The sequence below is a fragment of the Bradyrhizobium sp. USDA 4510 genome, from assembly GCF_054059095.1.
The window spans coordinates 5731403-5742666 of sequence record NZ_JBSSBT010000001.1 but is presented as its reverse complement, the minus strand read 5'-3'; the positions used below and the strand labels follow the sequence as shown (position 1 = coordinate 5742666).

The window sequence follows — 11264 nt, the reverse complement described above, 5'->3', positions numbered from 1 at the left end:
GCTTCCGTCGGGTCGGCAAACCTCAATGCGCGGCTGCGAGGTACTCGTCGGCAAGCTCAGCCATCGCCTGCGAGACCTCGGCCTTTGCCGACCCGTTCAATTGCACGATCGGCAGCCGCGTCGTCGGCGGCATGAATCCCAGAAGCGACAGCGCGAACTTCAATGCGGCGGGATGCTCGCGCTCCAGCAAGGTCGCAAGCGGCACCAGCCGCTGGTGCAACTCCCGCGCCTGATACAACCGTCCCTCGCGGAAATGCCTGTGAACGGCCACGTACAGATCGGGCGCGACGTTTGTCACGACCGAGATGCAGCCATCGCCACCGGCGGCGAGCCAGGCCAACGAGGAGGCGTCGTCGCCGGTCAGCATTCGGAATGTCGCCGGCAGGCGTGAGCGCAGGCGCGCCAGCCGGGCAACGTCACCGCTGCCATCGCGCAATCCCACGAAGCGTGGCGATGCGGCGAGCTCGAGCAGCGTCTCGTTGGCAAGGCCCTTGACCGTGCGCGACGGAATGTCGTGCAGGATGACGGGCAGCGTGGTGGCCGCGGCGACCGCGTGGAAATGCGCCGCCGTGCCCCGTGGCATAGGCTTGTTGTAATAGGGTACGACCGACATGACGGCGTCGGCGCCGGCCGCTTCCGCGGCCCGGGTGAATGTGACGGCGCGATCGGTCGCGTTCGATCCGGCGCCGGCGATGATGCGAACCCGCTTGCGCGCGACGCCGGCCGCGATCCGGACCAGCTGCGCACGTTCCGCGGGCTCCAGCGTCGCGCTTTCACCTGCGGTCTCGCCGACCACCAGCGCGGTGGCGCCGGCCGCGATCTGGCGCTCGCACAGCCGGCCGAACGCGTCCACGTCGATCTCGCCCCGATGGTTGAAGGGGGTCGGAAGATCGGGGATGAAGCCCGACAGCCATCCGGCCGTGTCGGCTTTCGCAGCCGTTTGCCAGGTCATGTTTGTCAAGTCATGGGTGGCTCACGCCACGCGGATCGCGGGAAAGCTCGCGGTCTCGCCGCGCATATCGAGCTCGATCTCACGCGAAAGCTCGACGATCATTTCAGGATGCTGGCCGTTTTCGAACAGCGCGTATTTGACGGCCTGGGCGCGGTTGACGAACAGGCCGCCATAGAGGCCGTTCTGTTGCTGGGCGACCCACTGGCCGCGATGGTTGCGGCCGATGAAGACGACGGTGGACGCGGCGCTACACGAGGGAGGTTCGACGAGTTTCACGGTGGTGGTCCTTCTTTTTGTTTCTGACGCGTTTTCCTCGCGCGAACCGGTATCCGGCTCGCTCGAAAACGCTTCAGTCACGGTCACGCGATCAATGTCTGATTTGCGGGATATGAAATCGAGCGCGTGCGAGCAGCGACTTCATAGGAGCGGCATAGGATTTGTGAGGATGGTCTAGAGGCGCTGGACGATGCCGGTGCCGAGCGCGCACAGCGCGACATAGGCGGTCATCTCGTCCCAGTGATTGAGGTTTGCGGCAAACGGCATTTCGCGCTTGGCGATCCCGGCGAAGGCGCAGATCACGGCCGACATCCACAACAGCGTGACGAGGCCCTTGCCGAAGCCGGCGCCGGCGAACACGGCAAAGCCGATCATGATGGCAAGCCGGAAGCCGAAGCGGACCATGACCTGGACCGACTGCAGCTGCCGCGGCAGTTGTTTGGTGTCCACGGCCGCGCCGCCGTCAGCCGATATTGTCGACGAACAGCGGCTCGTACAGCGCGCGCGTGTCGCGACGGACGGTCGGCACGCTGGTTCGGCTATCGGGCGTCGAGATGCGCTGCGCCTCCACGAAGGCGCTGAGGATCGCGAGTGCAAGATCGGTGTGGTGGGTCTCGATCGACTGGTCGAGCCAGTCCGGCAGCTCGCGTTCGCGTGACAATGCGCAGTGCCACTCGCCCTCGTCATAGACCAGGCGGCGGATCTGCCATTGCGGCAGTTCCAGATCGAGCAGCGCGATCGCGGCGTCGGTCCAGGCGCCCGACTGGATCAGCCGCTCGACCTGGCGGGTCTTGCCGCTCTGTCCGACCGAGGGAAAGCGCCGGCAGGTCTGGCTGATGATGTCGGCCATGAATTCGGCTGTCACCGCATAGGCGTCGCGCAGCCGGTCGCCGAGATCGATGGAGGTGTTCTGGGAAAGTACGGACATGGCGTCATCTCGTCTTGCGCGGCCCAAGAAATCCAAGCTCAAGGCATTGGCCGCACGCTCAAAATGGCCGGAGTGCCATTTGAAAACGAGATGAGGCGGGGGACGGAGATATAGGCATTCCATAAAGACACGTCGTCCCGGCGAAGGCCGGGACCCATAACCACCGATTTCAGTTTTCGTGTCGCGCTGGGCCCAGCCATCACAAAACTCGGCCCTGTGGTTATGGGTCCCGGCCTTCGCCGGGACGACGGCTGCGCAGCTCGTGGCACTTATAGGATTCCTATAACGTCCTTACTCGCCACCTCTCGAAAACCTATGTCCCGGATGGCACCTCACGGCCATCCGGCGCGGGACGCCTATGCAATGGCCCGCGCCCTGTGACGCATAGGAGTCTCACATGATGGACATTCTCATGGCGGCGCTTGCGATCGGCTTCTTCGCGGCCGGCATCGGCTACGCCTACGCCTGCGAACGGCTGTAACGGAGGCGGCGATGATCTTCGATTACTCGCTCGCCGGCCTCGTCTCGCTCGGCCTGCTGTTCTACCTCACTTACGCATTGCTGCGGCCCGAACGCTTCTAGGCGGCCCGCGATGTCAGCGCTTTGCACAATTCTGTTAGCCGACGCGATGCTGACCGGGCTGTTGCTCGGCTTGTTCGCGTCGATGCTGCGCTTCGCTCCCATTCGAAAGGTTTGACGCAATGACCGTCATCGGCTGGATTCAAATTATTCTGTTCTGCGCGATCGTTGCCGCGCTGGTCAAACCGCTCGGCTGGTACATGACCCGCGTGTTCAACGGCGAGCGCACCTTCCTGGCGCCCGTGCTGCGCCCGGTCGAGCGCGGCATCTACTGGGTCGGCGGCGTCGACGAGCGGCGCGAGCAGCACTGGCTGACCTATACGGTCGCCATGCTGCTGTTCCATGTCGGCGGCTTCGCCATCATCTACGGCCTGATGCGGCTGCAGGCGGTGCTGCCGTTCAACCCGGCCGGACAGTCGGCGGTCGCCGAGGACCTTTCCTTCAACACCGCGATCTCCTTCATCACCAACACCAACTGGCAGAACTACGGCGGCGAGAGCACGCTGTCCTATCTGGTCCAGATGGTCGGCCTCACCCACCAGAATTTCCTGTCGGCGGCGACCGGCATCGCGCTGGCGATGGCGCTGATCCGCGGCTTCACCCGCTCGTCGATGCGCACCGTCGGCAATTTCTGGGTTGATGTCACGCGCTGCACGCTCTACGTGCTGCTGCCGATCTGCGTCGTCTACGCGCTGTTCCTGGTCTGGCAGGGCATGCCGCAGACGCTCGGCGCTTATGTCGACGCCACCACGCTGGAGGGCGGCAAGCAGACCATCGCGCTCGGGCCCGTGGCCTCGCAGGTCGCGATCAAGATGCTCGGCACCAATGGCGGCGGCTTCTTCAACGCCAACGCCGCGCATCCGTTCGAGAATCCGACCGCGCTGTCGAACCTCGTGCAGATGGTCTCGATCTTCGCACTCGGCGCCGCCATGACCAACGTGTTCGGCCGCATGGTCGGCAACGAGCGCCAGGGCTGGGCGATCTTCGCCGTGATGGGCATCCTGTTCGTCGCCGGCGTCACCGTCACCTACTGGGCGGAAGCCAACGGCACCTCGGCGCTGCACGCGCTCGGTCTCACCGGCGGCAACATGGAGGGCAAGGAGGTCCGCTTCGGCATCGTCGCGTCCTCGCTGTTCGCCGTCGTCACGACTGCCGCCTCCTGCGGCGCGGCCAATGCCATGCATGACAGCTTCACCGCGCTCGGCGGCATGATCCCGCTGATCAACATGCAGCTCGGCGAGGTCATCATCGGCGGCGTCGGCGCCGGCTTCTACGGCATGCTGCTGTTCGTCGTGCTGGCGATCTTCGTCGCCGGCCTGATGGTCGGCCGCACTCCGGAATATGTCGGCAAGAAGATCGAGGCGCGCGAGGTCAAGATGGCGATGCTCGCGATCCTGGTGCTGCCGCTGATGTATCTCGGCTGGACCGCGGTCGGCGTGGTACTGCCGTCGGCGGTGGCCTCGATGGCGAACTCCGGCCCGCACGGCTTCACCGAGGTGCTGTACGCGTTCACCTCGGCGACCGGCAACAACGGCTCGGCCTTCGCGGGCCTCACCGGCAACACCCTGTTCTACAATCTGACGCTCGCCTCCGCGATGTTCGTCGGCCGCTTCTTCATGATCGTGCCGGCGATGGCCATTGCAGGTTCGCTGGTCGAGAAGAAGTCGATCCCGGCCTCGGCGGGCACCTTCCCGACCACCGGCGGGCTGTTCGTCGGCCTCGTCATCGGCGTGATCCTGATCATCGGCGGTCTCACCTTCTTCCCGGCGCTGGCGCTCGGGCCGATCGTCGAGCACCTCGCCATGAACGCCAACACCCTGTTCTGATCGAATTGTCCGGAGTGACAACCATGGAAACCACAAGACTGCAAAAGCAGGTGACGGCGTCGACCATGTTCGACCCGAAGATCCTGGTGCCGGCGATCCGCTCGGCCTTCGTCAAGCTCGATCCTAGGCTGATGGCGAAGAACCCCGTGATGTTCGTGGTCGAGGTCGTGGCCGCGTTGACCACGGTGATCTTCGTCCGCGACCTCGTCACCGGCAGCGCCAATCTCGGCTTCACCTTCCAGATTATCCTCTGGCTCTGGTTCACGGTGCTGTTCGCCAACTTCGCCGAGGCCGTTGCCGAAGGCCGCGGCAAGGCGCAGGCGGAATCGCTGAAAAAGACCCGCACCGAGAGCCAGGCCAAGCTGCTCACCGGCACCGACCGGACCTATCGCATGGTGCCCGGCACCTCGCTGAAGGTCGGCGACGTCGTGCTGGTCGAGGCCGGCGACAACATCCCGTCCGACGGCGAGGTGATCGAAGGCGTGGCCTCGGTCAATGAAGCCGCGATCACGGGTGAATCCGCGCCCGTGATCCGCGAGTCCGGCGGCGACCGTTCCGCGGTCACCGGCGGCACCCAGGTGCTGTCGGACTGGATCCGTGTCCGCATCACCGCAGCCCAGGGCTCGACCTTCATCGACCGCATGATCAGGCTGGTGGAGGGCGCCGAGCGGCAGAAGACGCCGAACGAGATCGCGCTCAACATCCTGCTGGCCGGCCTCACCATCATCTTCGTGTTCGCGACGGTGACGATCCCGAGCTATGCGGCCTATGCCGGCGGCTCGATTTCGGTCGTGGTGTTGGTGGCGCTGTTCGTGACGCTGATCCCGACCACGATCGGCGCGCTTCTGTCGGCGATCGGCATCGCCGGCATGGACCGCCTGGTGCGCTTCAACGTGCTGGCGATGTCTGGCCGCGCGGTGGAGGCTGCCGGCGACGTCGATACGCTGCTGCTGGACAAGACCGGCACCATCACGCTCGGCAACCGCCAGGCGACCGCATTCCGTCCGATCCGCGGCGTCGCCGAGCAGGACCTCGCCGACGCAGCGCAGCTTGCCTCGCTGGCCGACGAGACGCCGGAAGGCCGCTCGATCGTGGTGCTCGCCAAGGAGAAATACGGCATCCGCGGACGCGACATGCATGAGCTTGCCGCGACCTTCGTGCCGTTCACCGCGCAGACCCGCATGAGCGGCATCGATGCCGGCACGTCGTCGGTCCGCAAGGGCGCGGTGGACGCGATCCTTGCCTATATCGACGGCGGCTCGCCCCGCACCGTCGCCTCGGGCAACACCGTCCGCGCGCTCGCGGCGACGATGAGCGCCGAAGCGCGCGAGATCCAGTCGATCGCCGACGAGATCGCAAAGGCCGGCGGCACGCCGCTGGCCGTCGCCAAGGACGGCAAGCTGCTCGGCGTCGTGCACCTGAAGGACATCGTCAAGGGCGGTATCCGCGAGCGCTTTGCCGAACTGCGCCGCATGGGCATCCGCACCGTGATGATCACCGGCGACAACCCGATGACCGCGGCCGCGATCGCGGCCGAGGCCGGCGTCGACGACTTCCTGGCGCAGGCAACCCCCGAGGACAAGCTCAAGCTGATCCGCGACGAGCAGTCCAAGGGCAAGCTGGTCGCGATGTGCGGCGACGGCACCAACGACGCGCCGGCGCTGGCGCAGGCCGATGTCGGCGTCGCCATGAACACCGGCACGCAGGCCGCCCGCGAGGCCGGCAACATGGTCGACCTCGATTCCAACCCGACCAAGCTGATCGAGGTGGTCGAGATCGGCAAGCAGCTGCTGATGACCCGCGGCGCGCTGACCACGTTCTCGATCGCCAACGACGTCGCGAAGTACTTTGCGATCATCCCGGCGATGTTCCTCGCGTTCTATCCGCAGCTTCAGGTGCTGAACGTGATGCACCTGGCGAGTCCGCAAAGCGCGATCCTGTCGGCGATCATCTTCAATGCGCTGATCATCATCGCGCTGATTCCCTTGGCGCTGAAGGGCGTCAAGTATCGCGCGGTGGGTGCCGGCGCGCTGCTCGGCCGTAACCTGATGATCTACGGTCTCGGCGGCATCGTCATCCCGTTCATCGGCATCAAGGCGATCGACCTCGTCGTCGCCGCTTTGGGCCTGGCTTAACCACAACGTCATTGCGAGGAGCGAAGCGACGAAGCAATCCATCCATCCGTTATGCCGATCCATGGATTGCTTCGCTTCGCTCGCAATGACGAAAGAGATTTAGGAGACCAGTCATGCTGAAAGAAATCCGCCCCGCCATCCTCGTGCTGGTCCTGCTGACCGCGATCACGGGCCTTGCCTATCCGCTCGCCATCACCGGCATCGCCGGCGTCATCTTCCCGCGCCAGGCGCAAGGCAGCCTGATCGAGCAGGACGGCAAGGTGATCGGCTCCGCCCTGATCGGGCAGGAGTTCAAGGAAGATAAATACTTCCATGGCCGGCCGTCGGCGACGGTCGCGCCCGATCCGAACGACTCCACGAAGACAGTGCCGGCGCCCTACAACGCGGCCAATTCCGGCGGCTCCAACCTCGGCCCGACCAGCAAGGCGCTGAACGACCGGGTCAAGGAGGATGTCGAGAAGCTGAAGGCGGAGAACCCGTCCGCCAGCGTGCCGGTCGATCTTGTGACCACGTCGGGCAGCGGGCTCGATCCGGATATCTCGCCGGACGCCGCGCTGTTCCAGGTGCCGCGGGTCGCCAAAGCGCGCAGCATGTCCGAGGACGCAGTGCGTGAGCTGGTGACGCAGAACACGCAGGGCCGCTTCGCCGGCGTGATCGGCGAGCCCCGTGTTAACGTTCTTGCGCTCAACCTGGCGCTCGACGCGGCAAAGCCAAAATAGGAGAGTAGGCTGCCCCTCGCAGGATGACTATATTGCGGTATGGCCAATCAGCGCGACCCTGACAAACGACCCTCGCCGGATGCGCTGCTGGAGGCGGCGCGCCGGGAGACCGATCGATCGGGACGGCTGAAGATCTTCATCGGCGCCGCCCCCGGCGTCGGCAAGACCTACGAGATGCTCTCGAGCGCCCACGCCCGCCTGAAGGCGGGCGTCGACGTCGTGGTCGGCGTCGTCGAAACCCACGGTCGGGTCGAGACCGAGACGCTGCTCAGGGGTCTCGAGGTGCTGCCGCGGAAGCGGCTGACCTATCGCGACCAGACGCTAGAGGAGATGGACCTCGATGCATTGATCGCGCGGCGGCCGCAGCTCGCGCTGGTCGACGAGCTCGCCCATACCAACGCGCCGGGCAGCCGGCATCCCAAGCGCTATCTCGACGTCGAGGAGCTGCTGTCGCACGGCATCGACGTCTATACCGCGATCAACATCCAGCACATCGAGAGCCTCAACGACGTCGTCGCGCAGATCACCCATGTACGGGTGCGCGAGACGGTGCCCGACTCGGTGGTCGATCGCGCCGATGCCATCGAGCTGATCGACCTGACGCCCGACGACCTGATCCAGCGGCTGAAGGAGGGCAAGGTCTATGTGCCCAAGCAGGCCGAGCGGGCGCTGGAACACTATTTCTCGCCCGGCAATCTCACCGCGCTGCGCGAGCTGGCGCTGCGCCGCACGGCCGAGCGGGTCGACGAGCAGCTGCTCAACCACATGCAGGCCAATGCGATTGCCGGACCCTGGGCCGCCGGCGAGCGCATCCTGGTCTGCCTGAGCGAGGATCCGCGCGCGGCCGGCCTCGTGCGCTACACCAAGCGCCTCGCCGACCGGCTGCATGCGCAATGGACCGCGGTCAGCATCGAGACGCGGCGCAGCCTGCAACTTTCCGACGAGCAGCGCGACCGGCTGGCCGACACCATGCGGCTCGCGGAATCGCTCGGCGGCGAGGCGCTGACGCTGCCCGGCGTCGGCCGCCGTATCGCCGACGACGTCATCAATTTCGCCCAGGCCAACAACGTCACCCAGATCATCATCGGCAAGTCGACGCGCTCGCGCTGGTTCGAGCTGACGCATGGGTCCGTGGTGCACGATCTGGTGCGCCGCGCCGGCAATATCAGCGTCAACGTGATCGCCGGCGACGAGCTGCCGGTCGGCAAGGCGGCGGTGCAGACCGCGCAGCGGCAGGAGCCGTTCAATCCGCGGCCCTATCTGATGGCGCTGCTGCTGGCGGCGCTCGGGCTCGGCGCGGCCAAGCTGATCCAGCCGTTCTTCGGCATCGAGAATGTCGACCTCGTGTTCCTCACCGCCGTGGTCGGCGCCGCGGCGCGCTACGGCCTCGGGCCGTCGCTGCTGGCGAGCGTCGCGGCCTCGCTGTGCTACAATTTCTTCTTCCTGCCGCCGGTCTATACCTTCACCATCACCGACCCGACCAATGTCGCGGCGTTCTTCTTCTTCATGCTGATCGCGCTGCTGGTCTCCAACGTCGCGGCGCGGGTGCGCACCCAGGCCGACACCGCGATCAGCCGGGTCCGCACCACCGAATCGCTCTACGCCTTCAGCCGCAAGCTCGCCGGCACCGCGACACTGGACGACGTGCTGTGGGCGACCGCCTACCAGATTGCGCTGATGCTCAAGGTGCGCGTGGTGCTGCTGCTGCCGGAGGACGGCATGCTGACCGTCAAGAGCGGCTATCCGCCGGAGGATCAGCTCGACCAGGCCGATCTTGCCGCCGCCAACTGGGCCTGGGGCAACGACCGTCCGGCCGGCCGCGGCTCCGACACGCTGCCGGGGGGAAAACGGCTGTTCCTGCCGATGCGCACCGGCCGCGGCCCGATCGGGGTGATCGGCATCGACGACGACCGCACCGGGCCCTTGCTGACGCCGGACCAGCGCCGGCTGCTCGATGCGCTGGTCGATCAGGGCGCGCTGGCGATCGAGCGCGTGCTGCTGGTCGAGGACATGGACCGCGTCAAGCGCACGGTGGAATCCGACCGGCTGCGCGGCGCGCTCCTGACCTCGATTTCGCACGATCTCAAGACGCCGCTGGCCTCGGTGCTCGGCTCGGCCTCGGCGCTGCGCGACCTCGGCGCCAACCTGAGCGATGCGCAGAAGCACGATCTGCTCGCCACCGTGATCGACGAGTCCGAGCGGCTGAATCGGTTCATCGCCAATCTGCTCGACATGACCAAGCTGGAATCCGGCGCGATCGTGCCGAACACGGCGCGCCATGATGTCGGCGAGATCGTCGGCAGCGCGCTGCGGCGGGCGAGCAAGATCCTGGTGCATCACCGGGTGTCGCTGGAGCTCGCGGCCGATCTGCCGATGCTGGAGCTCGACGCCGTGCTGTTCGAGCAGGTGCTGTTCAACCTGCTCGACAACGCTGCCAAATACGCCCCGTCGGACACCACGATCTCGATCCGCGGCGCCCGCGATCGCGACACCATCGCGCTGCAGATCCTCGATGAAGGCAACGGGATTCCCGCGGCCGAGCTCGAAAGCGTGTTCGACAAATTCTATCGCGCCGAGAAGGGCGACCATGTCCGTCCCGGTACCGGCCTCGGGCTTGCGATTTCGCGCGGCTTCGTCGAGGCGATGCGCGGCACGATCGCGGCGGCCAACCGCGCCGACCGCAGCGGCGCCGTCATCACCATCCGCCTGCCGATCCCTGCCGACACCAACGCGCTGGACACTGCTGCATGAACGCGACGCCGATCAAGGTCCTGGTCATCGACGACGAGCCGCCGATCCGCAAGTTGCTGCGGATGGGGCTGAGCACGCAGGGCTATGACATCCTCGAGGCATCCAACGGCAAGCTGGCGCTGGAGATGCTGGGTGAGGGACCGGCGCTGATCATCCTCGACCTCGGATTGCCCGACATTCAGGGCCATGACCTCTTGCGCATGATCCGCGGCCGCAACGAGAGCGTGCCGATCGTGGTGCTGTCGAGCCGCGGCGACGAGGCCGGCAAGGTGCAGGCGCTCGATCTCGGCGCCGACGACTACCTGACCAAGCCGTTCGGCATGGACGAATTGCTGGCGCGGCTGCGCGCGGCGCTGCGGCACCAGTTGCAGGTGCAGGGCGAGCGGCCGGTGTTTCGCTCCGGCGATCTTTCGGTCGATCTGGTGCGCCGGATCGTCAAGGTCGGCGACAAAGAGATCAAGCTGTCGCCGAAGGAATATGACCTGTTGCGCGTGCTGGTTCAGCATGCCGGCAAGGTGCTGACCCACCGCTTCCTCTTGAAGGAATTGTGGGACGAACTGACCGACGCGCAATATCTGCGCGTCTATGTGCGCCAGCTCCGCCAGAAGATCGAGGCCGACCCGGAGCGTCCGCAATTCGTGCTGACCGAGACCGGCATCGGCTATCGGCTGCGCGCGGCGGACTAACAGGTAGCCCGGATGAGCGAAGCGATATCCGGGGCATCTCCCGCATGTCGCTGCGCTCATGCGGGCTACGTTGGTGCCGGCGTCCGACGACACCAAACGGAACTTTCGCTGCCATCGAGGCTTGTTTTCCCTCACCGGGAGAAAACCCATGGCAAGGAAATATTCGCGGAAGGCATCGCGCGATGTCGAGGGCGCGATGAAGAAACGCAAGGCAGGCACGCTGCGCAGCGGCCGCTCCAAGAAGAAGGTGAAGAGCCGCAAGCAGGCGATCGCGATCGGCTTGTCCGAGGCACGCGCCAAGGGCAGGAAAGTGCCGAAGAAGTCGTCAAAGAAGAAGACGGCGAAGAAGCGCAAGACTGCCAAGAAGCGGAAGAGCTCGAAGAAGAAGTAGCGGACGAGTTGCATCCATCCG

Annotated in this window: 11 protein-coding genes; 7 read left to right on the top strand and 4 right to left on the bottom strand. The window is 65.8% G+C overall.

Translation table 11 applies throughout. From position 1 onward, the window contains the following. Nucleotides 1-22: 22 nt before the first annotated feature. From dapA to ACVMDN_RS26710, 4 genes are all read right to left on the bottom strand, one after another. Nucleotides 23-952: a 4-hydroxy-tetrahydrodipicolinate synthase gene (gene dapA, locus ACVMDN_RS26725; RefSeq protein ID WP_076823904.1), complete on the bottom strand. Its 930-nt coding sequence runs from the start codon at nt 950-952 to the stop codon at nt 23-25. A 21-nt stretch (nt 953-973) separates the two neighbouring features. After that, complete coding sequence (locus tag ACVMDN_RS26720) at nt 974-1228, bottom strand: hypothetical protein (protein WP_057015086.1); 255 nt, start codon at nt 1226-1228, stop codon at nt 974-976. Between the two features lie 174 nt (nt 1229-1402). Beyond that, a complete protein-coding gene (locus ACVMDN_RS26715) occupies nt 1403-1678 on the bottom strand; it encodes a hypothetical protein (protein ID WP_028332704.1) in 276 nt (91 codons plus the stop codon). 13 nt (nt 1679-1691) lie between these two features. Then, nucleotides 1692-2156, bottom strand: coding sequence for a hypothetical protein (locus tag ACVMDN_RS26710; RefSeq protein ID WP_057014870.1), 465 nt, complete (start codon nt 2154-2156; stop codon nt 1692-1694). 492 nt (nt 2157-2648) lie between these two features. Here ACVMDN_RS26710 and ACVMDN_RS26705 point away from each other — a divergent pair, with 492 nt between their 5' ends. From ACVMDN_RS26705 to ACVMDN_RS26675, 7 genes are all read left to right on the top strand, one after another. Further along, the gene (locus tag ACVMDN_RS26705; protein WP_016846764.1) at nt 2649-2738 is read left to right on the top strand and encodes a K(+)-transporting ATPase subunit F; all 90 of its coding nucleotides are present in this window, start codon (nt 2649-2651) and stop codon (nt 2736-2738) included. 119 nt (nt 2739-2857) lie between these two features. Next, nucleotides 2858-4561 carry a potassium-transporting ATPase subunit KdpA gene (gene kdpA / locus ACVMDN_RS26700; RefSeq protein WP_456834834.1) on the top strand — a complete coding sequence of 568 codons (1704 nt, stop codon included), beginning with the start codon at nt 2858-2860 and terminating at the stop codon, nt 4559-4561. 23 nt (nt 4562-4584) lie between these two features. Beyond that, nucleotides 4585-6696, top strand: coding sequence for a potassium-transporting ATPase subunit KdpB (gene kdpB, locus ACVMDN_RS26695; protein ID WP_076823911.1), 2112 nt, complete (start codon nt 4585-4587; stop codon nt 6694-6696). A gap of 113 nt (nt 6697-6809) precedes the next feature. Next, nucleotides 6810-7415, top strand: coding sequence for a K(+)-transporting ATPase subunit C (locus ACVMDN_RS26690; protein ID WP_057014873.1), 606 nt, complete (start codon nt 6810-6812; stop codon nt 7413-7415). A gap of 39 nt (nt 7416-7454) precedes the next feature. Beyond that, nucleotides 7455-10166, top strand: a complete 2712-nt coding sequence (locus ACVMDN_RS26685; protein ID WP_076823914.1) for a sensor histidine kinase — start codon at nt 7455-7457, stop codon at nt 10164-10166. Then, complete coding sequence (locus tag ACVMDN_RS26680) at nt 10163-10852, top strand: response regulator (protein WP_057014875.1); 690 nt, start codon at nt 10163-10165, stop codon at nt 10850-10852. The genes ACVMDN_RS26685 and ACVMDN_RS26680 overlap by 4 nt, the downstream gene beginning before the upstream one ends. Nucleotides 10853-11000: 148 nt before the next feature. Further along, nucleotides 11001-11243 carry a DUF6496 domain-containing protein gene (locus tag ACVMDN_RS26675; protein WP_076823917.1) on the top strand — a complete coding sequence of 81 codons (243 nt, stop codon included), beginning with the start codon at nt 11001-11003 and terminating at the stop codon, nt 11241-11243. Nucleotides 11244-11264 lie beyond the last annotated feature (21 nt).

Bases quoted from the DNA above. Each gene is read 5' to 3' on its own strand.
- ACVMDN_RS26710 (WP_057014870.1), bottom strand. From the start codon at position 2,156: ATGTCCGTACTTTCCCAGAACACCTCCATCGATCTCGGCGACCGGCTG.
- kdpA (WP_456834834.1), top strand. From the start codon at position 2,858: ATGACCGTCATCGGCTGGATTCAAATTATTCTGTTCTGCGCGATCGTT.
- dapA (WP_076823904.1), bottom strand. From the start codon at position 952: ATGACCTGGCAAACGGCTGCGAAAGCCGACACGGCCGGATGGCTGTCG.
- ACVMDN_RS26685 (WP_076823914.1), top strand. From the start codon at position 7,455: ATGGCCAATCAGCGCGACCCTGACAAACGACCCTCGCCGGATGCGCTG.
- ACVMDN_RS26705 (WP_016846764.1), top strand. From the start codon at position 2,649: ATGATCTTCGATTACTCGCTCGCCGGCCTCGTCTCGCTCGGCCTGCTG.
- ACVMDN_RS26690 (WP_057014873.1), top strand. From the start codon at position 6,810: ATGCTGAAAGAAATCCGCCCCGCCATCCTCGTGCTGGTCCTGCTGACC.
- ACVMDN_RS26680 (WP_057014875.1), top strand. From the start codon at position 10,163: ATGAACGCGACGCCGATCAAGGTCCTGGTCATCGACGACGAGCCGCCG.
- kdpB (WP_076823911.1), top strand. From the start codon at position 4,585: ATGGAAACCACAAGACTGCAAAAGCAGGTGACGGCGTCGACCATGTTC.
- ACVMDN_RS26675 (WP_076823917.1), top strand. From the start codon at position 11,001: ATGGCAAGGAAATATTCGCGGAAGGCATCGCGCGATGTCGAGGGCGCG.